Consider the following 20,963-nt stretch of genomic DNA (forward strand, 5'->3'; position numbering starts at 1 on the left):
AGTCGGCACATACCACTTAGGTGTGGTGTCGTGAAAGGCGGCTTTGTATTTGATTCCGAGGGCAACGAGTCTAAGCAGATCGACATAATCATCACAAACGATGGAACATTGCAATTTCAGAATGAAATTACATCCGGCAAGTCATTCAACTCTATAGATGGTTGCGCAGCAGTAATTACTGTCAAATCCTTCTTGGACAAAGACGCCTTGATCGATTGCATGGATAACTTGGCATCATTGCCTCCCCTCAAAAATCTTGCTATGTCGGGCCAAGTTGAAAATCCGAAAGAAATGGTACAACAATTGCCACAGAGGATAATCTTTGCATATCGTGGTCTTGGATCCAAGACCATCTACGACCACATGCGCGAATACGCAAAGGAAAGAAAGCTTGCAGACATTCAATTGCCGGGGCTCGTCATTGTGAACAACTCGCACTATATCGAAGTGATTGGCCAGCGGGGTGTTCCCTTAATAACAGGAGAAATCATTAGAAATCAAGTTCGCCGGTGGGAAAAGAATAATCCATATTTCGGGGGTCTTATGCTCTTCCGCATGCTCGTTCGTATTCAGCATATTTCAACACTCTCACCTCATATCATTCTTGACTGGGAGCCGTACCTGGCAGGATTGGCTAGAGCGGCTGAAAATCACTCCGAAACTTGAGCTGCGTCACCCGCCATGTTACAGGGAGATGTATCACCCGCCAACGTGACGGTACCTGCTTTAGAAAATCTAATATACTTGTGCTATCAACCATGTGGCATGTTCGAAGCTCTGTTCAGACAGATCGATCCGGCTGCTTTCCCGGTATGGATTCCGCTGGCTTTTGGCCTAATCGTCGGCCTGGCCTATGCCATCGCCTCAAGCATGAAGCGCAGCAGGTAAGGCGGGGTCGCTACCCTTTCTTTTTCAGTCACCTTTTTAGCACACTTTGCGTATAGCCTTGCATGGGCCTCTTTAGCAAGCACGAATGCGAGGAATGCCACACCAGGTTCAAGAGCTACGGCGAGCTTGTGACCCACGCCCAGGACGCCCACAAGCACCGCGTCGTGAAATGCTCGGGCTGCGGCAAGCTTTTCCTCCATGAAAAAGACAGGTTGCATCACGTAAAGGAAGAGAAGGAGCACAAAGTGGACGAGCGCCGGCACAGGTTTTAAGGAAGATTGCCCGAGAAATCCCAGATGTGCGCAGATTTTGTGTCCAAGCTAAGGGTCGGATCCACAAAGGAGAGAGAGATAACAGTCGGCTCGAACATGACGACAAGCTTTCTCTGGGAAGGTGAAAATGTATTATCGACGCCGGCCATGATAATGGAGATGGAAGAGACATGCCGGCTTTTGCTCAAGGAGCAGGTGATACCAGAGCAAGAGTGGGACTCGGTCGGCACCATAGTCGACGTCAAACACCTGGCGGCCACGCCGGTGGGCGCGCAGGTATTCCTCAAGGCCACCCTAGTCTCGGTGGACGGTAGGCGGGTCACGTTCGAGGTCGAGGCAAGCGACAGGCTCGAGAAGGTGGGCAAGGGCAGGCACGAGAGGTTCATCATAAACGTGCCCAAGTTCAGGGCCAAGTTCGACGAGAAGGCGCGCAGGCTTGAAATGTGAAAAACATATATGAGAATCAAGGAAATCCCCAATTGTTCTAAGGTGAACTGATAGTATGGCATCGATTCAAACCACAGCTGGCGGAATGCCAGTATTAATCCTGAGAGAAGGGACAAAAGAGAGCAAGGGAAGGGAGGCGCAAAGGAACAACATCACAGCAGCAAAGCTGATAGCCGAGATAGTGAAGACGTCGCTTGGGCCCAGGGGCATGGACAAGATGCTCGTGGACAACCTCGGCGATGTCACGATAACTAACGACGGCGCAACCATCCTCAAAGAGATGGACGTGCAGCATCCGGCGGCCAAGATGATGGTCGAGGTCGCGAAATCAGTGGACAACGAGGTCGGCGATGGCACGACGTCGTCGGTAGTTTTTGCCGGCGCGCTGCTTGAAAAGGCTGAGGAGCTGATAAATAAGGACGTCCACCCGTCGGTCATTGTCGACGGCTACAACGCGGCTGCAGAGCAGGCGCTGAAGCTGCTCGAGAAGATAGCTGTCAACGTGGACGTTTCCGACAAGGATCTGCTCATGAAGATAGCAAGGACCAGCATGGACTCAAAGCTCGTGTCAGACGACAGCCCGCTTTTGGGGCAGATAGTGGTCGACGCGACAAAGCAGGTAGCCGAAAAGGCCGACGACGGCCTGAAGGTCGACCTTGACAACATCAAGGTTGAAAAGAAGGCAGGAGGTTCTATGCACGACACCAAGCTCATCAAGGGCATCGTGCTTGACAAAGAGGTCGTCCACGCAGGCATGCCAAAGCGCATAGAGAAAGCCAAGATAGCTCTCATCAACTCCGCGCTTGAAATCGAAAAAACGGAGATGAGCGCAGAAATCCGCATAACCGACCCGCACCAGATGCAGATGTTCCTAGAAGAAGAGAACAGGATGCTGAAAGCCATGGTCGAAAAGGTGAAAGGCTCGGGAGCAAACGTGCTCCTCTGCCAGAAGGGCATCGACGACATTGCCCAGCACTACCTCGCAAAGGCAGGCGTGATTGCGGTGCGCAGGGTGAAGGAGAGCGACATGACCAAGATGTCCCGCGCAACCGGCGCAAGGATTGTTAACAACCTAGACGACCTGACGGCAAAGGACCTAGGATCTGCCGAACTCGTAGAAGAGCGCAAGGTAGAGACTGACAAGTGGGTCTTTATTGAGGGCTGCAGGAACCCCAAGGCAGTCACGATACTAGTGCGCGGAGGCTCCCAGCGGGTGGTAGACGAGGCCGACAGGTCGCTGCACGACGCGCTCATGGTCATAAAAGACGTGCTCGAAAAGCCGGCCATAGTTGCAGGCGGAGGCGCGCCAGAAGCCTACATCGCAAACGAGCTGCGCCACTGGTCGTCAAGCCAGGAAGGCCGCGCGCAGCTTGCAGTCCAGAAATTTGCAGAGGCCCTTGACGCGATCCCGCTCAACCTGGCCGAGAACGCCGGCATGGACCCTATAGATACCATGACGGAGCTTCGCGCAAAGCAAAGCAAGGGCGCAAAATGGACGGGAGTTGACGCAAGAAACACCCACGTAACGGACATGTACAAGCAGAACGTGCTCGAGCCACTCGTTGTAAAGCAGCAAATAATCAAGTCTGCGACCGAGGTTGTGTGCATGATCCTGAGGATTGACGACGTGATCGCCGCCAACAAGTCCAGGATGCCTGCCGGCCCGCCGGGCGGCGGTATGGGAGGCATGGGTGGAATGGGCGGTATGGGCATGGAGTAACCATCCCCCTTACTTTTTGCAAAGTACAAATACCGCGCGATTGCACACGTTTTGATGATCGAAAAGCTGAAGCAGTTTCAGGCTCTGGGCTCGATTGCGGTGATGCCCGACTTTTTCGTCGACCGCATAATCAGGATCGAGTCCGCGGAAAAGCTGCTTGCGGCTCTTGACGAAAAGGCTAGGAACGGCGGCGGGAGCATCCGGGGCGTGCCCACGACTGACATCAGGGGCGGGAACGCCGTAAACGTCGCCTACGCGCTTGCCAAGTTCGGCGCAAAGGTTTCGCTCTTTACGGCGGCAAACGAGATAGGAGCCGCCATGATAAGGCAGTCGTTCTCGCAGTTTGGCGAATCTACAACGCTGAGGATACTGCCGGGTAGGCACGGCTGCACCACTTCTTTCGAGTTCCCCCATAATGATTACAAGGTCAACGTGATGGTGAGCGACGTCGGCGACAACGAGCAGTTCGGCCCAAACAGGCTGAGCTCGCAGGAGGACCTGTCGATATTGAAGAACGCAGACGCGGTGATGGTCGTCAACTGGGCTAGCAACAAGAAAGGAACGGAGCTTGCCGAGCACGTGTTCAAGAGCTCGCCAAGCGCCATGCACTTTATCGACCCGGCAGACATCGCCACGAGAAAGGAGGAGTTTCGCGACGCGCTGTTCAAACTGGCGGAAATGACTGACTGCCTCAGTATGAACGAGAACGAGTGCGGCCAGCTTGCCCAAGCTTTGGGCCTAGAAGCGCCGCTCGGCAGCACTTACGGCTCGGACGACGTAAAGGCGGCGGCAAGGAAGATTGCCGAAAGCGTTGGCGTCACCACCGACCTGCACACACGCATAGGCTCGGCGTGGTCAAACGGCAGGGAAGTAGAATTTGTGCACGCAGTCAGGGTGGAACCCAAGATACTGACCGGCGCCGGCGATGTTTGGGACGCAGCTGACATCATTGGCTATCTCGCGGGCCTAGAACCCCTGGAGCGCCTGATGTTTTCAAACGCCGCCGCGTCTCTCTTCGTGCGCGAGGCGTCCGGCGAGCCCCCCACGATGAACAAGGTCTTCGAGCTCATCGAGCGCGTCCGGTGACGATAGCCGTTTCCTTACCAAATAGCCTTCTTGCTTCCAATCAAGTTCTGGCATACTACCTGGATTAGTTATGTAATGTGCGCAAGGTGGTGCGTTAGATAGAACCGAGGGGAAAGTCAGGGTCGCCGTGGAGGGTGCTGACATCTACACAATGGTCGCGGCCAGGGCCGTGCAGGGAATAGGCATCGCGTTCTTTCCCATAGTGTTTGGCATAGTGCGCGAGCAATTCCCGAAGGAAAAGCTCCCGATAGCACAGGGCATGCTCATCTCCATGTTCGCGTTTGGAGGGGTTATAGGGCTCCTGGCAGGAGGCACAATAATCAACGAGTTTGGCTGGCGCGCCACCTTTTACCCGATAGCGCCAATCGCGCTCACGCTTGTCGCAATCATTGGCAAATTCGTCAAAGTGTATGACACGCCTGCGCAATTTGCCGGCGTCTCGTTTGGCATGAACACGCTATTCAGGCTTGCAGGCGCGTCCATCGGACCAGCGGTGGCTTGCATGTTCATGTAGACAAACCAGATAGCTGTGGGTGGAGACATGTTCCCTTCGCCAGATTCGTACAGCTTGATATTCCTCGCCGCGGCTGCCATGGCCCTTGCCACGGTCGCGGTTGCGATTGTGTTGCGTCGCGCAGCAGGCGTATCCAACCCAGAGGTTGACCTCCAGGCAGCCAAGTAGTTTAAATCGCCTGCGTGGAGAAAATTGCCATGATTGAAGCGCAAGATGCGGTAAGGGTTGCTGACGCTCTGGCAAAGAACCTCGCCGGCGTTGCCATGTCCAAGGACAACTTTGCAAGACTCCCGGACAAGTACTGGGGATATTACGCAAGGGGCCACGACAGCAAGGGCAACTTTGCGGTAATCGTCACGTACTCTGAGAGCGAGGGTGACGTGGACGAACTGATAAAGATGTATGAAGCATGGGTGGCAAAGTCTAGGTCACCTGCTCGGTGATCCACTCGCGGAACTTGGAAATTGCGAACCCCTCGGACTGCCTGACAAACGCAGGGTCCTTGACGTGCCACTGGTCCTGCGGTATGCCGTCAAAGAACTCTTGCATGCACAGGATGAACCGAAACCGCAGGTTCCGCGGGTTTTCCTCGATGCCGTAGCGGCCCAGGATGCCTGCTATTTGCGCAAACGCCATGTCGTAGTTGCGTTTGAACGCCTCTATCTCAAACGTGTCGTGCAGTATGCCAGAGATGGCGTCAAGGTCCTGCCGGAGCCCTGTCATTTGGCCTTGAGCGCGTCCAGCTTTTTGGAATACACTGACTGCATGTTTACCCCGACGTCAAAGCCGTACTTTGACGCAAGGAAGTACAAGAGCGCGACTGATTCTGTCATCTCCAACTTGGCATGTTCGGCATTGTTATTTTCCATTGCAAAGGCTATCTCTCCCATTTCCCTCACGAGGTGGATGAAAGCGGCAGACACATTATCGCCAAACTTTCTGTCATAATATTCGACTGCAATTGAGCTCATCGCATTTTATGCCACCACTCAATATTAAAATGGTGTTCGCCGGCTTGTTCTCCTCCTGGCAGTTTCGGCCCGTACCCCACATGGTATATAGCAAGTTTTAGCGCTTGCATGGCTGTTGAAGAGGGAGTTCCTCGCCCTTGCCGTCGTCGTTGCCATTTTCGTGGCCGGCGGGACCGCCCTCATGCAGTCAGGATTGCTCCCTGAAGAGGGCGTGTTTGACTATCACTGCACCATCCATTCAGAAGAGGGGATGAAAGGTCAACTGGTCGTCAAGAGCTAGGCGTTGTCAAAGAACGACCGCGTCGGGCGCTGACTCTTTCTGACTTTCTGTCGTTGTAGACCCATTTTGTGACGATGGCGATGCCAAGGAGCGGAAAGGCGGCGATAAAGAGGTACGGGAAGGCTGCCAGAAAAACCGAAGGCTCAAACATAGGTTTCAGTTGAATTTCATCAAATAATAACTTAATGTCGTCCCGGCGGCATGACTTTATACCCGCCTTGCGGAGAAATGCTGTTGGGCATAGCGCTGGACGAGCATCTCATAAAGTGCAGCTATTGCGGGCGCGACCTCATAGTCAGGGATAACATGAACGATGGGGTAGCTTTTCTGAGCCACCTGAAGCGTGACCACGGCATCTTTTATGCCCACCAGAAAATGACGCAAACAAAGGTGAAGGAGCAGAGAAGCAAACAGATGCTCGATTCTTCCGAAGAGCGCCCCTAAAACGTACCCTTGCGCACCAGCCTGTATCGCCGGACTATTTCCCGGTCTATCTCTTCGTGCTTTATCTGCTCGCCCCTCCTGCCTGGAGTCTTCATAGCTTGCTGGTTCACCCTTCTCCTTTCTTCTCCCAGCTGATCCATTCCTGAATCCTGCTTCATCTTCCTGAGCTCGCTGGCATAGAAAGCCCGGAAGACTTTTTCCTCTTCTGTGTCTTCAACCATGTTGGTAGGTCGACATCGCGTACCTTAGAAGGCTTACGGTTTATATCCCCAGCGGCCCGTCATGGCTACATACAACAAGACTTGCGGCAGGTTTGTTAGGCGGCTGTGGCACTTCCGTATCTTTTGTATTGCGAGAAAATCATAGATGACAGAAGGAAAAACGTTCAGGGAAATGGGACTTGATGAGAAGGTCCAGAGAGCGCTTGCAGAAAACGGGTTTGAAAAGCCCTTTCCGATACAGGAGGCGACGATACCTCTAATACTTGAAGGCAAGGACGTCATAGGTCAGGCACACACAGGGACCGGTAAGACGGCGGCATTTGTCCTCCCCTTGCTGACTAAGATAAAGCCGGATAGCAGGCTGGCGCAGGCCCTCGTACTCGTGCCCACCAGGGAGCTTGCGATGCAGGTTACAAAGGAGGTCCAAAAGTTCGCTAGGTATTCCAACATTAGCGCGGTCTCGGTTTACGGCGGCCAGAGCTTTGGCCTGCAGGCCGGCCTGATGAGAAAGGGCGCGCAGGTTCTGGTGGCGACGCCGGGGAGGCTCATAGACCACCTGAAGCAGGGCACGGCGAGGCTTGATGGAGTCAGGTTCGTGGTGCTCGACGAGGCGGACAGGATGCTTGACATGGGCTTCATCGACGACATCAGGTTCATCCTGTCAAAGGCGGGTAAGGGCGGCAGGCAGACGATGCTGTTTTGTGCCACGATGCCGGCCGAGATTTTAAAGCTTGCAAGGGAGCACATGAAAGGTGACGTTCGCGAGGTCAGGCTCAACATGCAGGAAGCCTCGCTTAGCAGCATCGACCAGTCCTACCTGATGGTCGAAGAGCGGCAAAAGCTGAACCAGCTTGTGGCGATCATCAGCCCGCACAGGGAGCAGCAGGTCATAGTCTTTGCCGCGACGAAGAGGAGGGCGGACAAGCTTGCGTCGAGCCTGAAGGGCTCGGGATTTCGGGCCTCTGCGATACACGGCGACCTGACCCAGAAGGAAAGGGACATGGTGATGGGCAGGTTTAGGAAAGGCGCCGACGCGGTACTTGTGGCTACCGATGTCGCGTCAAGGGGGATAGATGTCCCGGCAGTCAGCCACGTCATAAACTACGACGTCCCGGGAGAGCAGGACACCTATTTCCACCGTATCGGCAGGACGGCGAGGGCCGGCGGGAAAGGAAGCGCCGTGACGCTTGTCACCCCTGACAGGTTTTCAGACTTTGAAAGGATACTGCGCAGGACAAAGCTCCCGGTAAAGATGCTGAACGAGTCGATGGGCCTTGCGGTCCCGGCCATCAGGCAGGGTGGGCACGGTTTTCATAGCAGGGGCGCCAGCAGCAGGAAATGGAAAAAGCAGACGCCGTTTGCGCGCAGCAGGCCGGCAGGGCCCGGGGCAGGGCCCGGAGCAGGCCCGCACAGCCAGGGCGGCTTTTGGGAGAAAAAGTCGCGTCAGCACGGAAAAGGCGGCCGGCAGTTTCGCAAAAGATGAGCTTGTACGTTGAATTAGAAAAAGCGTGGTACTTTCCTTTCAGATGAAGGCAGTTGCCACTTTGGGTTTGTAATTTGCGTCCTACTGAACCAGTTCTGCGGTAGCGAACCTGCTACCTACGTTTGTGACACGTACCTTCGTGTTCTGGCCGACTTTGCCGTTCTTGACAAAGATTACAAAGCCCTGAACTCTGGCGATGCCGTCACCTTGTCTGCTTGTTTCAGTTATCTGCACGTCGTATTCTTTGCCTGTTTCCACAGGTTTTGGACCATAGCTGCCGAAGCCGCCACTTCCACGTCTTTCATATGACATTCGTTACATTGGCTGTTGTTTTATTGCTATATAAATGGTGTATGATAGGATTGCGGGCGCAGGTGAGGGCTTATGCTTGTTTTTGCTAGTATGGACGACTCGAGTGCGCCTACAACGATGGAATTACAGAATCCAGTCTGAACAAGACAGGTGCGTCGTAAAAAATGGGCAGCCGTCGCCACCCTTGCATACTAGAGAGTCCTTACGTAAAGCAAAGGCTCTGGTATTTGGTCAGGGTCTCCAGTAAAGTAGCCGTGACCATTCCCGTCGCAGTCAGTACCGCTATGTATTCCCTGAGAGAGAAGTGCGTTTCGCACATCAGCAGGTGATGCATCAGGATTTACCGACTTGTACAATCCTGCAGCACCTGCTACGTGCGGCGATGCCATGCTCGTTCCGCTCATTGATGCATACGAGTCGTCCTTGTATGTTGACTTGATGTTCACACCGGGTGCCGCAATTTCAATTGTCGAACCAAAGTTGCTAAAGGCGGCAAAACTGTCGTCATTTCCATAGGTTGTCGCCTGTCCCAAGCCTCCGCACTTGCCGTCGCTGTCAGCAATAGCTGATACCGTTATTACATCTGGATGGTTGGCAGGTGAGAATGTGGAAGCGTCCTTGGCGCTGTTTCCAGCCGCAACTACATATGTTACACCTGCGGCAACAGAGTTGTGAATGGCGGTGTTAAGGGCACTCGACGTGCATTCGCATCCAAGACTCATGTTTGCAACCTCTATCATGTCAGCCTTTTGCGTCACATAATCAACCCCCGCGATAACATCCGACATGTAGCCAGATCCACTTCTATTAAGGACCTTGACCGCCCATAGCTTTGCGCCGGGAGCAACACCTGCTACGCCGTCGTTATTGTCTTTGGCTGCTGCAGTGCCCGCTACGTGGGTGCCGTGGCCATTGTCGTCATCTGCAGACCTTGTTCCCTTTACAAACGTCTTTTGCATGAACACGTTAAGGTCTGGGTGCTTGAGGTCTATTCCCGTGTCGATGATTGCAATATCTACAGCAACAGCCACGTTTCCGTCACCTGCGGCTATAGAAGAGAGTTCTGCATCAACGCGATCTATACCCGTTGGAAGAATCTGCGCAAACGTCTGTACTAAATTATCCCTTGCAAAATTCTTCACTGACTGGTCCTGTTCAACATAATCTACTCTTGGATCGTTTCTAAAGTGCTGCACGGCCGAGTCAGGACCTCTTATGGTGAATCCCTTTATCGCATGCTCGTAAACATGGATTGCCTCTGCTCCCCTTTCTCGGGCTTCGTCGGCTATATTCTGTGGTGCAACTCGGTTCCCCTCTTTTAGCACAACTATGTATTGGTTGGGTATTCGTTCATTCGCCGTTTGGCCCTGATTGGCCTGAGTAGGGTGAGTTGCAGAAACATGCGTTGCGGTCTGTGTGATTAGAGCAAATGCCGCGACCAAGCCCAAGATTATGGCGAAGTTGGATGATTTGTTGGGAATAGGCACGCCACTAGTTCCGCCGGGTGTGATAAAAAGTTCACTATTTCATTGTCTAATAGAAGACCCTTTACCTCGCGCATCCGCTGAAATTTGCCAGTGAACGTAAGCGAAAGTTATCTTATGCCAATACATGAAATAGTCAGGAAGGTGCGGGGGGTGGGATTTGAACCCACGAATCCCTAAGGAATGAGGTGTCCCAGTCGGTCGAACATCTGAGCATCATGCCAGATAATCTGGTCTCACGCCTTTGACCAGGCTGGGCGACCCCCGCTTTGGGGGTGCTATCTAGCGACTAGAATAATATCGTTTTGCACTACTCTATCTTGATGGAAACGCCGCCGTCGCCTTTCTTTTTCAGCTTGATAGATACCTCCAGAATGCCGTTCTTATACGTCGACTTGGCTGTCTTCGGGTCGACAGCGTCAGGCAGGTTTATTTTTTTGTAGTAGCGCGGCGAGCCCGTCGCCGATTCGATAGTGACAGCGCCCTCGTCGGCCGACACCCTGAGGTCCTCCTTGTTGACGCCCGGCACTTCGGCGACGACGCGAACGTCCTCGGAACCCTTTATGACATCCACCAGTGGTTCGCGCTCCTCCTTCACGGACAGTCCGCCGCCAAGCAAATGGGGCATCGTGTCGATGTTGCCGAACTTGCGGACCTCGGGCTTGCCGTCAGGGCCTATCTTGACGGAATAGCCGTAGACTATGGGGCCCATCTCTCTGACGGTGCTGCCGTCTTCTAGCTTGCGCTCCCTGACAAGGTTCTTTGGGACCTGCTGCTCCAAGTTCTTGAACGCCTCCTGCATCATGCGCTCCATTTCCTTCATCATGTCGTCGACATCCGGGAACCATGAACGGCGTCTTTTTCCAAACCATTCGTCAAAAGGTGAAGACATGTAGATAGGATTACCAACATTCTATTTTAGCGTTTTTCGTGCCCTTCAAACTCCCGCTCAAGCTCTTTAAGGAGCGATTTTTGCCTGTCAGTCAGCCTTCCGGGAACCCTGACGTTCAGTTTCACGAGCATGTCGCCCCTGCCCGAGGAGCCGTAGCGCGGAAGCCCCTTGCCCTTGAGGCGGATAAGGGAGTCTGGCTGCGTGCCCTGCTGTATTTTCAGCTTTTCAGAGCCGTCAAGCATAGGAATCCTGAACTCGGAGCCAAGGGCAAGGTCGGTGAACTTCACGTCCAGCTTGTACAGCAAGTTGCCGCTGTCTAGCCGCTCGAAATGCTGGTGTGGTTTTACGTGTATCTGCACCACCATGTCACCGGAAATGCCCGATTCCGATTCCTCACCCCCGCCCCTCACCTGCATCGCCATCCCGTCCTCAACACCTGCCGGCACCTCTATCTTCAGCTTGTTCATCTTTCGCGCCTTACCCGAGCCCTGGCAGGTGCCACATGGCCTGTCGATTATTTCGCCCCTGCCCTGGCACGTCCTGCACGGCTCTACGGACACAAAGGTGGAAAACCGACTCTGGTTGTAGACGCGCTGGGTCTGCCCCCGTCCGTTGCACACGCTACACCGGCGCGGCTTTGTCCCTTCGGCGGCCCCGGTCCCGCTGCAGCTGTCGCACTTTTCCAGGCGTGGGACCTCCACCTCTTCCTTCTTGCCCCTGAGCACGTCTTCAAGCGTCAACTCCATGTTGTAGACAAGGTCGCGGCCCTTGCGGCGGCCGAAGCCAAAAAAGTCCCCGCCGCCAAAGCCTGCAGAGCCGCTCCGGCCAAAGAACTGCTCAAAAATATCCCGAAAGCCGCCAAAGCCCATGTCACGGAAGACCTCTTCAAAGTTTGCTTCCGAGCCGCGGAAAACCTCGTCTGCGCCCACGCGGCCGTACGTGTCGTAGCGCTTGCGCTTGTCATCGTCAGAAAGGACAGCGTAGGCCTCTGAGATCTCCTTGAACTTTTCCTCGGCTCCGGGCTCCTTGTTGCGGTCTGGGTGGTACTTCAGGGCCAGCTTGCGATAAGAACCCTTGATGTCCTCCTTGCTTGCGTTCTTTTGGACCCCCAAGACCTCGTAATAGTCACGCTTGCTCACAAGAGCTCACCTTGGACTGCCAATGTCATCACGGTTGTGCGCCTTGCGGTCCGGCCTGCGCACTCGGCTCGCCCGCAGGGTTCCCTGCTGCGGCGCCGGCCGAAGCCGCGCCTGCACTCCTGTAGGCCTCTGCGCTCACCTCCGCAAGGACGTTTTTCAGCTCTTGAACCTTGGCCTTGACGCTTTCCATGTTGTTGCTTGCCATGGCGTCGCGCAATTCCTGGGCTGCCTTGGCCATCCTGTCCTGCTGCTCAGGGCTCATCTTGTCCTTGAGGTCCAGCTTTAGCTTTTCAGCTGCATAGACAAGATTGTCGGCCTCGTTCCTCGTCTCGGCCTCTTCCTTTTTCCTCCTGTCAGCGTCGGCAAACTGCTCCGAGTCCTTCTTTAGTTTTTCAATCTCATCCTTGGAGAGCTTGTTGTTTGCGGTGATGGTTATTTTCGCCTCCTTCTGCGTGGCAATGTCCTTTGCTGCCACGTTGAGGATGCCGTTTGCGTCGATGTCAAACGTGACTTCGATCTGTGGCACGCCCCTTGGCGCCGGCGGGATGCCAGAGAGGTTGAACATGCCAAGCGAGACACAGTCAGAAGCCATCGGGCGCTCGCCCTGCACAACGTGTATCGTGACTGCAGTCTGGTAGTCTGCTGCTGTTGTGAACACCTTGCTCTTTTTGGTCGGTATCGTGGTGTTGCGCTCTATCAGCGGCTCTTTCAGCCCGCCAAGCACTTCGACGCCAAGCGTCAACGGAGTAACGTCAACGAGCAGTATGTCCGTCGAGACATCGCCGGCGATGATTGCCCCCTGCACAGCCGCGCCCATCGCAACTGCCTCCATCGGGTCGATACCTCTCTCGGGCTCTTTGCCCATGACGGTCGCGACAAGCTGCCTCACCATAGGCATCCTCGTGGGCCCGCCGATGAGGATGATCTTGTCGACGTTCTGCGGTGTCATCTTGGCGTCCTGGAGCGCCTGTAGCATCGGCTGGCGGCAGCGCTCGACAATCGGCCTCAGCAGATCCTCGAGCTTGGCCCTTGCCAGCGGGAGTATCAGGTTTTTGGGACCCGCCGGGTCGTATGCCAAAAATGGCAGGTTGATTTCAGTTGTGACAACGTTAGAGAGTTCTATCTTGGCCTTTTCCGCCGACTCGCGTACCCTCATCATGGCGGCCTTGTCGTTTCTCACGTCCACTCCCGACTGCTTGCGGAACTCGTTGACGACATACTCGACGAGGAAGTTGTCCATGTCCGTCCCGCCAAGCTGGGTGTCGCCCGAAGTGCTCTTGACCTGGAACACGCCTCCGCCCATCTCCATTATTGTGACATCGAGTGTGCCCCCGCCAAAGTCAAAGACCATTATCTTCAGGTCCCTGTCTGACTTGTCGAGGCCGTATGCCAGAGATGCGGCTGTGGGCTCGTTTATTATCCTAACCACCTGCAAGCCAGCAATCTCGCCCGCGTCCTTTGTAGCCTGGCGCTGGTTGTCGTTAAAGTAAGCCGGGACGGTGATGACCGCTCTGTCGACAAGCTCGCCGAGAAACGCCTCGGCGTCCCTCTTTATTTTTTGCAGTATGAAAGACGATATCTGCTGGGGTGTGTAGTCCTTGCCCCAAACCCTAAACTTAAAATCGGTCCCCATCTTGCGCTTTGCAGCGATGACTGTGCCTTCCGGGTTTGAGACCATCTGCCTGCGGGCCGGCTCACCGACGATAAGCTGTCCGTCCCTCGTGAAGGCGACTACCGAGGGAAAGGCCTTGCCACCCACTGAAGTGCCCTCTGCCGCCTGAATTATCGTTGGCTTGCCGCCAATCATGGCAGCCGCTGCTGAGTTGCTCGTACCAAGATCAATGCCAATTATTTTGCCCATATTTTTTGCCTTCTGACTACGCGGTAGCCTTATTGGCGCCATCGCTATTTTTAACTATCTTTCTTGCGACTTCGACCATGCTTGGCCGGAGCACCTTGCCACTCAACATGTAGCCGCGCCTTATCTCGGCAGTCACACTGTTCTCTGGAACGTCGTCCCTTGCCAGAAACGCGATCGCGTCATGAACGCTTGGGTCAAAGGGAGTGCCAACCGCCTCAATCGGCCTCACTCCCTCGCCTGCAAGCATCGAGTCGATGTTCTTCAGTATCCCTTCAAGGCCGGCTGCCACCTCTGGCGTGCTGCTCTTTTTCGCGGTGTCTAGCGCCCTCTCGTAGTCGTCGCGTATGCCAAGGAATTTCAGCAAGAGCTCTGCCTTGCCCGCCTGGACCCTTGCCATGACCTGCCTGTCGGCCTGCTTGCGGTAGTTGTCGAAATCCGCCATGAGGTACTTGAGCTTGATCAGGTAGCCTTCGGCCTCGTCTTCGGCGGCCTGAAGCTCGCCTCGCAGCTTCTCTATCTCGACGTCCTTGTCCTCCACCTGGATGTCTTTTTCATCGTCAGCCATGCCGGGATCGCAGGGAATTATTCCACGCCGGATAATTACATATCGCCCAAAAGAATAATAGCACTTTGCGCCAACCTCACGCCATGTCCGACGACGAGCTTGAGGCGAAAAAGCAAAAGAAAATGGCCGCGCTCCAAAGGGCGGCTGAGGCAAGGGCCGCGCTGTCCGCGATATCGGCGCCGGTGCACCTCACCGATTCCAATTTTGCAGGCGAGGTTGCGAGGTATCCGGTCATTCTCGTGGATTTCTGGGCTCCGTGGTGTGGGCCGTGCAGGATCGTCGCGCCCGTCATTGACCAGCTTGCAAAAGAGTATGCAGGAAAGGTGGTGTTCGGCAAACTCAACGTCGACGAGAACCCCCGCATCGCAGGCTCGTTTGGCATACAGAGCATACCAACGATGATGGTCTTCAAGAACAGCAAAGCAGTCGATATCATTGTGGGCGCGATGCCAAAAGGAGCGATTGAGGCAAAACTAAAGCAGCAGCTTTCAAGCGGTTCAATATACGGATAGAAAAAAGAGAAGTTTCCGCGCCTAGTTTATCCCTAGGTGCGGAAAGGAGGCAACGCTTACGCCGAGCTCGCCCTGGATCTTGCGGATCTTGCCTGCGTATTCCCTCATCCTTGCAGCATCGCCCTGTACCTTGGCAATGCGGTATCCCTTCCATGCCTTTCTCAGTGCGCCCCAGCTCTGGCCCGTCGTAAAGTTGCTGTTGTTGGTTGCTTCGGTGTGAAGCGACATTATGGCTGTCATGGTGAGATACTGCCTGGTTCATACTTAGAACCAATAGTCAATATTATCCAATTTAGTAGTTAACAAGGTTGACACGAACGCGTCTATCGAGGCAAATTTTTGGAATTTTTATCGATTGAGAAGGCACATCTCATATATTTTGCAAAGTTTCTTTCCACCTCAACAACCATTTTTGTAGCCAACATTTTAATCCGCCGGCAGCTTGCAATGAGAAGGGGGGCAATTTGACGGGAGACAAGGAAGAGCGCCAAAAGGCCGCGCAGCGGTTTTACGCCCTCCTCAAGGCGCTCATGGACGAACTGTTCGAGTACGCAGCCAAGTCGCGGCATGTCAAGATGCCCAGCAACGTGTTGTTCGGTTTAATTTACGACGAACGCGATGGTGTGCTTTTTACCGGGCAGGACAGCAAGGCCGGGAAAAAGATGTATCTCTATAACGTGCGCATCATCGGCAGGATGTTTGAGGAAAAGCGCCAGCAGATGCTTGACGACAAGACAACTGTGACTTTGTTCAGCTGGATTGCAATTGTTTGTTCGATATACATCAGCCCGTTCGTATATGATCACGTCGTCAATAAGCAGCACAGGGGTGAGGGCGCGGCAGAACGCACGACAAGGCAGATTGTCCGTGGATTTTTGAACAGGCTGACAAACAATCCCGAGCTTGCACATGTGCTGGACGTGCTCCGCATGCACAATGATCAAAAATAGCTGACGAATGTAGCAAGCATGGTTGGTTTTACCATAGAAATCCGCGTGCCGGTGTCATGCAGGCATGGAGAGATTGCGATGCAACATGTGTGACGAGCTGATAGACGCTAGTGAAGTGCCGGGGCACGTCGCCAGTAGGACTCACGCCGTCAAGAAAAAGGTGGCAGAGTTTAACGAAATGAACGCGCTTGTCGGGAGGAGATACGACAACGATGTGTCAGTGGCCAGCGCTTGGATAAGGAATTTGCATGCTCATGATTTCCTATCATCTGGTCAGGCGTAGTTTCCCTTTATCGACGACTTGGCTCCGCATGCCTCGCAGATCAAGAATCCGAGTTTCTTGTTCTTCTCCGTCCTTGTATCGGGGCTTCCACATACCGGGCACTGGACATAGTCCTTGACGTAGCGTTCGATGAGCGCGTTGAACGATGACGGAGTCTTGCGGCCCAAAAAGATAACGCGCTCTCCCTGTATGTAGCCTGCTGATGCCAGCTCCTTGTTAAGGTAGAGTAGTATTTTCTCGGGGTCGCGCCTCAGGGCCTTTGGAAAGTCCATGAAGTTGCGGAATATCGTTTTCTGGCCGACCCAGATTATCTGCGGTTCGGGAATTTCGAGCCTCGAGGTGGACTTCTTTGCAGCAGTCCCCATCTTGTCCTGCAGGCGCTTTAACAGCGCTTCATAGTCGGCGGCCTTTTGGGCGCTCACGCCGAATTTGTGACTGGTCTGTTTAATGTGTGTTGTGGGTGAGGGCACGCCTGACAGCCTTTTCGTTGACCTCGTAGCCATCCACTGGCAACCCCTTCATCTTCATGTATTCCGCGTTGCTCTACCCTATCCCATCATGACCTATTACTACAACTCTCTTACCATCCATCCTGAAAATGGGCGGGCTCGAAGCATTAAAGCGCTGTGTGGCGCAACACTGGTCCAAACTACTGTAGGAAATCTCGCCACAGGATACGAAACGCTAGTAGCCCGTATTGGATGCATTCCTCTTGCCTGAAAGATCCAAGAATGTGTTGCAATGACTTTTCTGTCCCCGTCGCTACTAACACTTCTGTTTTAATCTCCAGACTCAAAGTGGTAGCATTTTCATGTACTACTCATCCATCTGTTTTTATTGCAGTTTGCAAGTACGGCCGGTGTGATCCCGATAAACCGGCCCTGGCTTGGTGAGGAGGAGAAGTGTGAGGTGATGAGTGTGCTTGAGGAAAGCACTCTGACAAGCGCGGCAAGCGACGGTGGCAAGCGCGTCCGCGACTTTGAAGGCGCACTCAGGGGCTATCTCGGGTCAAAGCACGTCGTTGCAGTCAATTCTGGAACGGCGGCATTGCATGCAGCGCTGTTGGCAGCCGGCATAGGCAAGGGCGACGAGGTCCTGCTGCCATCATTCACTTTTGTGGCGACGGCAAACGCGGTTGTGGCGGCAGGCGCAACGCCCGTGTTCATCGACATCAAGAAGAGTGATTTCACAATCGACCCAGCAGACATGAAGGCTAGGATCACGAGTCGCACAAGGGCCGTGATTCCTGTGCACCTGTATGGACACCCGTGCGATATTGAGGCAATAGAGATTGCAGAAAAGCGCTCGCTTGCAGTCATAGAGGATGCCTGTCAGTCACTTGGCTCTACCTACTGCAAGAGGCAGACAGGCACTCTTGGCCTTATGGGCTGTTTTAGCCTCTATGCAAGCAAGGTACTCACAGCCGGCGAGGGCGGCGCTGTAACCACAGACGACGACAGGCTAGCCGAGAAACTTAGAATGATAAGGAACCACGGCAGGGCGCACGACTACGATACCAGAGTGCTCGGGCTGAACCTGAGGCTGCCTGAAATGAGCGCCGCTGTCGCCGGCGTGCAGATGGGCAAGCTTGGTTCCATGCTGGAGGCAAGGAGACGCAACGCAGAGCTCCTTTCCCAGCTTTTATCAGAGATCAAAGGGATCTCGCTACCGAAAGAGACCGAAGACAAAAAGTTCAACTGGTACCTGTATACCGTCGCCTTTGCCAGCGCAAAGGCAAGGGGCGATGCCCGGGTCGCACTGGAGAAGGCAGGCATTGGCACTGCCGTGTACTACGACCCACCAGTTCACAAGATGCACCTTTACCGCAGGCTCGCACCCGGCACGAAACTTGCCACAACAGATTGGTGTGCAAAACACGTGCTCTCCCTCCCTGTCCACCCCGGCGTCGCGACATCTGACCTAGAACGTTCAGCGGCAGCACTTGCAAGGCTCTGATCACATCCTTTTGGATCAGGCCCGCGTTCTTTGTGTTCATAATCGCATGGAGAATATTTGTTTACTACCCACTTGCGCACTGGGTGTGGGGCTGGTCGCAAGCTCGTTTGTCAACCCTGCCGGCGCCGACGGCCTGCTGTACGGCAACCCGTCGCAGCTCCCGGTGCAGGCTATGGGCATAGCGGTTGCTGCTGTCTTAGGATTTGGGGGGACGGTTACAATCATGAAGATAATCGACAGGACCATGGGCCTGAAGGTGAAGAAAGAGGAGTAGGATGTCGGGCTGGATATAAGCCAGCATGCGGAAAGGGCCTACGTCTACTACCCCTCCCTCTCCAAACTCTTTTATCCCGTTCTCACCGCATTTTCCGGATTGAGGCTCATCATCTACACCGGGAAGGGCGGTACCGGGAAGACTGTGACGTCGTGCGCCACAGCTATCAAGCTCGCACGGCGTGGCTACAGGACGCTTGTGCTTTCTGCCGACCCTGCGCACACGCTTGGCGACGCCCTGATGAAGCCCGAAGTTGGCAACGAGCCGGTGGAGGTGGTGCCAGGGTTCCACGCGCAGCAGATAGACCCTGTTATTGAAATGGGCCGAAAGTACAATTCCATACTGTCCTACATGGCGTCCGTGTTTTCCGCAAAGGGCATCGACGAGACGCTGGCATACGAGATAGCCATGCTGCCGGGCATGACGCAATTATTATCATTGCTAAAAATAGAGGAGACTTGGCAGACCAAGGCGTATGACGCGGTGGTCCTTGACATGCCAGCGTCCGGCGAGGCACTGAGGTACCTCTATTTCCCCAAGCTTGTGGGAAGCATCGGGCGCAAGCTGACCGGCCTTGCAGGTATGTTCTCCGGGTTAGCCAAGGTGTTCCAGCCGCTTGCAAAAATACCGGCGCCTTCAAGAGACGTCATCCAGAGCGAGATGGACCTACTCGACCGCCTAGATTCACTTGCCGGCATCATCAAGGACAACGAGGCAACCAGCATAAGGCTTGTCGCAAACCCGGACACGTTCAGCATAGAGAACGCCAAGCGTGCATTGATGTCGGCGTCGCTGTACGGGATAAACGTTGACCTTGCAGTCGTGAACAAGATAATGGCAGGGTCTTCCGATGCCTATTACGACAGGTGGGCCAGGTTCCAGCACGGTAAGGTTGAGGATGCCAAAGCCAACTTTTACCCGCTGCCTGTCAAGGAGGTGCAACTTTACGAGACAGAACTGAGGGGTATCGAGATGATCTCGGCGCACGGCGACCGTATATTTGGCGACGAGGACCCGGCAGGTGTTTTTTACCGGGGCCAGCCGTACCAGTTCAAGAGCGAGGGCGCGTCCATCCATATGACTGTGCAGGTACCCTTTTCGGAGAAGGACGACTTTTCGATAGAACGGTACGGCAACCAGCTAACAGTCAGCGTCAGGACTGCGGCAGGCAAGGTGGTGAACATCATTCCATTGCCGGTCGCAACCGCAACCATGAAACTTGCAAAGGCCAAGCTGGAAGAGCGGATGTTGGACGTGCTTTTTGAGAAGTAAAACCCCGTTTCGTACTCGCAAACAGTTTACGCTACTTTGATAGCTGCGACTGTTGGAACCCTGAAAACAGAGTGCAAAATCCATATCGCAAACCTCTAGCCTTTATTACAAGTTATGGTAAAGGACATACAAACGTCTTTATTCGAAATTCTTTAGTTTTTGTTATAAGTTATGGTAAAGGACATCCAACTTGTGGCAAATGATCTCAAGCTTTATTTCAGAGGATTTGAAGTAGCGCTCAACAAAAGCAACATCGATGATTCGATAAGATACCTCAAAGATATAAGACGCGAGCTAAATGATAACCTTGATTATCTGCAGGCAAAGCAGGAAGCATCAGAAGTCCAAGATGTTTTGAAGCGGATTCTTAAAGAGTCGTTGGGTGACTATAAAAAAAGAATCAGGCGGATTGAAAAAGAACTAAAGAGGCATTGAAGATTGCAGGAGAACTGAGCGAGATTGACCAGCATTCCTACGCAGCATACGAATGGGGCGAGTGGATACAGAATTTAACGGATTGAGAAACTGCGGCAAAGGTCGATAATTAGAGCAAGTGTAGTCTTTATTATCCTCTTTTTCTGTAAAGTGATTGATACGGAATTTGCGTTCAACCATTGTCATCTTTGGGCTGACCTTTGCAGTTCTAGGTCTTTTGCTCGGTTATGCAGCTTCATACGATAGCACAACAAAGAATGGTGAGGGTAAGGTGCTGCAACTAACAACTGACAAGCCTGAATACAACAGAGGCGAGACGGTGACATTTACGGCAAAGAATCTTGGCTTTGAGACACTGGTATTTCCCGATTCTGCATTGGGGCTATCAATAAGAAATCTTGACACTGGCAAGAGTTACGGCGTAATTGCTGCTCAAGTCCTGACCCCAATAGATGCAGGTCTATCTAGGCAAGTAACATGGCAGGAGGCCAACGATGCGGAAGCTGGGAACTATGTTGCAAGCATCAATACTGCGGGGGGAAGCTCTCCAAGTGCCACAGCTGAAGTGAAGTTTAGAATTATCTGACATCTCAGGTAGTGATATCGTCAATTCACATGCGAATTCTTAACTATGGGATAATTATCCTAGAAATGCATTAAAGGCTCACGAAGAAGCCAGTCAGACCAAGGCATCCATATGCA

At 53.7% G+C, this 20,963-nt stretch carries 31 protein-coding genes and 1 tRNA gene; 20 read left to right on the plus strand and 12 right to left on the minus strand.

The window, feature by feature from the left end:
• The 9 genes from VGA14_RS07660 to VGA14_RS07700 form a co-directional block, all read left to right on the plus strand.
• A partial coding sequence (locus VGA14_RS07660; protein WP_331003168.1) for a DUF6602 domain-containing protein occupies positions 1–666 on the plus strand: 666 nt, incomplete at its 5' end.
• A gap of 99 nt (positions 667–765) precedes the next feature.
• A complete protein-coding gene (locus VGA14_RS07665) occupies positions 766–888 on the plus strand; it encodes a hypothetical protein (protein ID WP_331003169.1) in 123 nt (40 codons plus the stop codon).
• 62 nt (positions 889–950) lie between these two features.
• Entirely contained in the window at positions 951–1,160 is a 210-nt protein-coding gene (locus VGA14_RS07670; RefSeq protein ID WP_331003170.1) for an MJ0042-type zinc finger domain-containing protein, read from the plus strand.
• Between the two features lie 24 nt (positions 1,161–1,184).
• Positions 1,185–1,607: a thioesterase family protein gene (locus tag VGA14_RS07675; RefSeq protein ID WP_331003171.1), complete on the plus strand. Its 423-nt coding sequence runs from the start codon at positions 1,185–1,187 to the stop codon at positions 1,605–1,607.
• 55 nt (positions 1,608–1,662) lie between these two features.
• Positions 1,663–3,327 carry a thermosome subunit beta gene (thsB, locus tag VGA14_RS07680; protein ID WP_331003172.1) on the plus strand — a complete coding sequence of 555 codons (1,665 nt, stop codon included), beginning with the start codon at positions 1,663–1,665 and terminating at the stop codon, positions 3,325–3,327.
• A gap of 54 nt (positions 3,328–3,381) precedes the next feature.
• Positions 3,382–4,413, plus strand: a complete 1,032-nt coding sequence (locus tag VGA14_RS07685; RefSeq protein WP_331003173.1) for a carbohydrate kinase family protein — start codon at positions 3,382–3,384, stop codon at positions 4,411–4,413.
• A 127-nt stretch (positions 4,414–4,540) separates the two neighbouring features.
• Positions 4,541–4,927: an MFS transporter gene (locus VGA14_RS07690; protein WP_331003174.1), complete on the plus strand. Its 387-nt coding sequence runs from the start codon at positions 4,541–4,543 to the stop codon at positions 4,925–4,927.
• 27 nt (positions 4,928–4,954) lie between these two features.
• Entirely contained in the window at positions 4,955–5,095 is a 141-nt protein-coding gene (locus VGA14_RS07695; RefSeq protein ID WP_331003175.1) for a hypothetical protein, read from the plus strand.
• Positions 5,096–5,124: 29 nt separating this feature from the next.
• On the plus strand, positions 5,125–5,370 hold the full coding sequence (locus VGA14_RS07700) for a hypothetical protein (protein ID WP_331003176.1): 246 nt from the start codon (positions 5,125–5,127) through the stop codon (positions 5,368–5,370).
• Here the strand turns inward: VGA14_RS07700 and VGA14_RS07705 are convergent.
• Both VGA14_RS07705 and VGA14_RS07710 read right to left on the minus strand, forming a co-directional pair.
• Positions 5,351–5,650 (minus strand): hypothetical protein, encoded by a 300-nt coding sequence (locus tag VGA14_RS07705; protein WP_331003177.1) that lies wholly within the window; start codon positions 5,648–5,650, stop codon positions 5,351–5,353. The genes VGA14_RS07700 and VGA14_RS07705 overlap by 20 nt on opposite strands.
• Entirely contained in the window at positions 5,647–5,898 is a 252-nt protein-coding gene (locus VGA14_RS07710) for a hypothetical protein (protein ID WP_331003178.1), read from the minus strand. The genes VGA14_RS07705 and VGA14_RS07710 overlap by 4 nt, the downstream gene beginning before the upstream one ends.
• A gap of 115 nt (positions 5,899–6,013) precedes the next feature.
• Between VGA14_RS07710 and VGA14_RS07715 the strand changes: the two genes are divergently transcribed.
• Positions 6,014–6,178: a hypothetical protein gene (locus VGA14_RS07715; protein ID WP_331003179.1), complete on the plus strand. Its 165-nt coding sequence runs from the start codon at positions 6,014–6,016 to the stop codon at positions 6,176–6,178.
• Positions 6,179–6,412: 234 nt separating this feature from the next.
• Positions 6,413–6,622 carry a hypothetical protein gene (locus VGA14_RS07720; RefSeq protein WP_331003180.1) on the plus strand — a complete coding sequence of 70 codons (210 nt, stop codon included), beginning with the start codon at positions 6,413–6,415 and terminating at the stop codon, positions 6,620–6,622.
• Here VGA14_RS07720 and VGA14_RS07725 read toward each other — a convergent pair.
• Positions 6,619–6,843, minus strand: coding sequence for a hypothetical protein (locus tag VGA14_RS07725; RefSeq protein WP_331003181.1), 225 nt, complete (start codon positions 6,841–6,843; stop codon positions 6,619–6,621). The two genes, VGA14_RS07720 and VGA14_RS07725, sit on opposite strands and share 4 nt — an antisense overlap.
• A 145-nt stretch (positions 6,844–6,988) precedes the next feature.
• Here VGA14_RS07725 and VGA14_RS07730 point away from each other — a divergent pair, with 145 nt between their 5' ends.
• Positions 6,989–8,326 (plus strand): DEAD/DEAH box helicase, encoded by a 1,338-nt coding sequence (locus VGA14_RS07730; protein WP_331003182.1) that lies wholly within the window; start codon positions 6,989–6,991, stop codon positions 8,324–8,326.
• A gap of 81 nt (positions 8,327–8,407) precedes the next feature.
• Here VGA14_RS07730 and VGA14_RS07735 read toward each other — a convergent pair whose 3' ends face one another.
• The 7 genes from VGA14_RS07735 to VGA14_RS07765 form a co-directional block, all read right to left on the minus strand.
• The gene (locus VGA14_RS07735; RefSeq protein WP_331003183.1) at positions 8,408–8,638 is read right to left on the minus strand and encodes a TRAM domain-containing protein; all 231 of its coding nucleotides are present in this window, start codon (positions 8,636–8,638) and stop codon (positions 8,408–8,410) included.
• Positions 8,639–8,829: 191 nt separating this feature from the next.
• Positions 8,830–10,125 (minus strand): S8 family peptidase, encoded by a 1,296-nt coding sequence (locus tag VGA14_RS07740; protein WP_331003184.1) that lies wholly within the window; start codon positions 10,123–10,125, stop codon positions 8,830–8,832.
• Between the two features lie 142 nt (positions 10,126–10,267).
• Positions 10,268–10,390 (minus strand) — tRNA-Leu (locus VGA14_RS07745).
• A gap of 42 nt (positions 10,391–10,432) precedes the next feature.
• Positions 10,433–11,014: an archaeal heat shock protein Hsp20 gene (gene hsp20, locus VGA14_RS07750; RefSeq protein ID WP_331003185.1), complete on the minus strand. Its 582-nt coding sequence runs from the start codon at positions 11,012–11,014 to the stop codon at positions 10,433–10,435.
• 26 nt (positions 11,015–11,040) lie between these two features.
• On the minus strand, positions 11,041–12,153 hold the full coding sequence (gene dnaJ, locus VGA14_RS07755; RefSeq protein WP_331003186.1) for a molecular chaperone DnaJ: 1,113 nt from the start codon (positions 12,151–12,153) through the stop codon (positions 11,041–11,043).
• Between the two features lie 28 nt (positions 12,154–12,181).
• Positions 12,182–14,014: a molecular chaperone DnaK gene (gene dnaK / locus VGA14_RS07760; RefSeq protein ID WP_331003187.1), complete on the minus strand. Its 1,833-nt coding sequence runs from the start codon at positions 14,012–14,014 to the stop codon at positions 12,182–12,184.
• 16 nt (positions 14,015–14,030) lie between these two features.
• Positions 14,031–14,579, minus strand: a complete 549-nt coding sequence (locus VGA14_RS07765) for a nucleotide exchange factor GrpE (protein WP_331003188.1) — start codon at positions 14,577–14,579, stop codon at positions 14,031–14,033.
• Between the two features lie 83 nt (positions 14,580–14,662).
• On the opposite strand from VGA14_RS07765, the gene trxA reads away from it, so the two are divergent.
• Positions 14,663–15,091 (plus strand): thioredoxin, encoded by a 429-nt coding sequence (gene trxA / locus VGA14_RS07770; protein WP_331003189.1) that lies wholly within the window; start codon positions 14,663–14,665, stop codon positions 15,089–15,091.
• 21 nt (positions 15,092–15,112) lie between these two features.
• Here the strand turns inward: trxA and VGA14_RS07775 are convergent, their stop codons facing one another.
• Positions 15,113–15,331 carry a hypothetical protein gene (locus VGA14_RS07775; protein WP_292639940.1) on the minus strand — a complete coding sequence of 73 codons (219 nt, stop codon included), beginning with the start codon at positions 15,329–15,331 and terminating at the stop codon, positions 15,113–15,115.
• 224 nt (positions 15,332–15,555) lie between these two features.
• Here VGA14_RS07775 and VGA14_RS07780 point away from each other — a divergent pair, with 224 nt between their 5' ends.
• Entirely contained in the window at positions 15,556–16,041 is a 486-nt protein-coding gene (locus tag VGA14_RS07780) for a hypothetical protein (RefSeq protein ID WP_331003190.1), read from the plus strand.
• A gap of 64 nt (positions 16,042–16,105) precedes the next feature.
• A complete protein-coding gene (locus tag VGA14_RS07785; protein WP_331003191.1) occupies positions 16,106–16,324 on the plus strand; it encodes a hypothetical protein in 219 nt (72 codons plus the stop codon).
• On the opposite strand, the gene VGA14_RS07790 is transcribed toward VGA14_RS07785, so the two are convergent.
• Positions 16,315–16,827, minus strand: coding sequence for a translation initiation factor IF-2 subunit beta (locus tag VGA14_RS07790; protein WP_331003192.1), 513 nt, complete (start codon positions 16,825–16,827; stop codon positions 16,315–16,317). The genes VGA14_RS07785 and VGA14_RS07790 overlap by 10 nt on opposite strands.
• Before the next feature lie 334 nt (positions 16,828–17,161).
• On the opposite strand from VGA14_RS07790, the gene VGA14_RS07795 reads away from it, so the two are divergent.
• The 5 genes from VGA14_RS07795 (at position 17,162) to VGA14_RS07815 (ending at position 20,847) form a co-directional block, all read left to right on the plus strand.
• Positions 17,162–18,280 (plus strand): DegT/DnrJ/EryC1/StrS family aminotransferase, encoded by a 1,119-nt coding sequence (locus VGA14_RS07795; RefSeq protein ID WP_331003193.1) that lies wholly within the window; start codon positions 17,162–17,164, stop codon positions 18,278–18,280.
• A gap of 85 nt (positions 18,281–18,365) precedes the next feature.
• Positions 18,366–18,554: a hypothetical protein gene (locus VGA14_RS07800; RefSeq protein WP_331003194.1), complete on the plus strand. Its 189-nt coding sequence runs from the start codon at positions 18,366–18,368 to the stop codon at positions 18,552–18,554.
• 99 nt (positions 18,555–18,653) lie between these two features.
• The gene (locus VGA14_RS07805; RefSeq protein WP_331003195.1) at positions 18,654–19,826 is read left to right on the plus strand and encodes an ArsA family ATPase; all 1,173 of its coding nucleotides are present in this window, start codon (positions 18,654–18,656) and stop codon (positions 19,824–19,826) included.
• Positions 19,827–19,997: 171 nt separating this feature from the next.
• Positions 19,998–20,261, plus strand: coding sequence for a hypothetical protein (locus VGA14_RS07810; protein ID WP_331003196.1), 264 nt, complete (start codon positions 19,998–20,000; stop codon positions 20,259–20,261).
• Positions 20,262–20,427: 166 nt separating this feature from the next.
• Positions 20,428–20,847, plus strand: coding sequence for a hypothetical protein (locus VGA14_RS07815; protein WP_331003197.1), 420 nt, complete (start codon positions 20,428–20,430; stop codon positions 20,845–20,847).
• Positions 20,848–20,963: the final 116 nt, after the last annotated feature.

The organism is Nitrososphaera sp., assembly GCF_036397675.1.
Taxonomy (GTDB): Archaea; Thermoproteota; Nitrososphaeria; order Nitrososphaerales; family Nitrososphaeraceae; genus Nitrososphaera.

Bases quoted from the DNA above. Each gene is read 5' to 3' on its own strand.
- VGA14_RS07665 (WP_331003169.1), top strand. From the start codon at position 766: ATGTTCGAAGCTCTGTTCAGACAGATCGATCCGGCTGCTTTCCCGGTA.
- VGA14_RS07670 (WP_331003170.1), top strand. From the start codon at position 951: ATGGGCCTCTTTAGCAAGCACGAATGCGAGGAATGCCACACCAGGTTC.
- VGA14_RS07675 (WP_331003171.1), top strand. From the start codon at position 1,185: ATGTGCGCAGATTTTGTGTCCAAGCTAAGGGTCGGATCCACAAAGGAG.
- thsB (WP_331003172.1), top strand. From the start codon at position 1,663: ATGGCATCGATTCAAACCACAGCTGGCGGAATGCCAGTATTAATCCTG.
- VGA14_RS07685 (WP_331003173.1), top strand. From the start codon at position 3,382: ATGATCGAAAAGCTGAAGCAGTTTCAGGCTCTGGGCTCGATTGCGGTG.
- VGA14_RS07695 (WP_331003175.1), top strand. From the start codon at position 4,955: ATGTTCCCTTCGCCAGATTCGTACAGCTTGATATTCCTCGCCGCGGCT.
- VGA14_RS07700 (WP_331003176.1), top strand. From the start codon at position 5,125: ATGATTGAAGCGCAAGATGCGGTAAGGGTTGCTGACGCTCTGGCAAAG.
- VGA14_RS07705 (WP_331003177.1), bottom strand. From the start codon at position 5,650: ATGACAGGGCTCCGGCAGGACCTTGACGCCATCTCTGGCATACTGCAC.
- VGA14_RS07710 (WP_331003178.1), bottom strand. From the start codon at position 5,898: ATGAGCTCAATTGCAGTCGAATATTATGACAGAAAGTTTGGCGATAAT.
- VGA14_RS07725 (WP_331003181.1), bottom strand. From the start codon at position 6,843: ATGGTTGAAGACACAGAAGAGGAAAAAGTCTTCCGGGCTTTCTATGCC.
- VGA14_RS07730 (WP_331003182.1), top strand. From the start codon at position 6,989: ATGACAGAAGGAAAAACGTTCAGGGAAATGGGACTTGATGAGAAGGTC.
- VGA14_RS07735 (WP_331003183.1), bottom strand. From the start codon at position 8,638: ATGTCATATGAAAGACGTGGAAGTGGCGGCTTCGGCAGCTATGGTCCA.
- hsp20 (WP_331003185.1), bottom strand. From the start codon at position 11,014: ATGTCTTCACCTTTTGACGAATGGTTTGGAAAAAGACGCCGTTCATGG.
- dnaK (WP_331003187.1), bottom strand. From the start codon at position 14,014: ATGGGCAAAATAATTGGCATTGATCTTGGTACGAGCAACTCAGCAGCG.
- VGA14_RS07765 (WP_331003188.1), bottom strand. From the start codon at position 14,579: ATGGCTGACGATGAAAAAGACATCCAGGTGGAGGACAAGGACGTCGAG.
- trxA (WP_331003189.1), top strand. From the start codon at position 14,663: ATGTCCGACGACGAGCTTGAGGCGAAAAAGCAAAAGAAAATGGCCGCG.
- VGA14_RS07775 (WP_292639940.1), bottom strand. From the start codon at position 15,331: ATGACAGCCATAATGTCGCTTCACACCGAAGCAACCAACAACAGCAAC.
- VGA14_RS07785 (WP_331003191.1), top strand. From the start codon at position 16,106: ATGGAGAGATTGCGATGCAACATGTGTGACGAGCTGATAGACGCTAGT.
- VGA14_RS07790 (WP_331003192.1), bottom strand. From the start codon at position 16,827: ATGGCTACGAGGTCAACGAAAAGGCTGTCAGGCGTGCCCTCACCCACA.
- VGA14_RS07810 (WP_331003196.1), top strand. From the start codon at position 19,998: ATGGTAAAGGACATCCAACTTGTGGCAAATGATCTCAAGCTTTATTTC.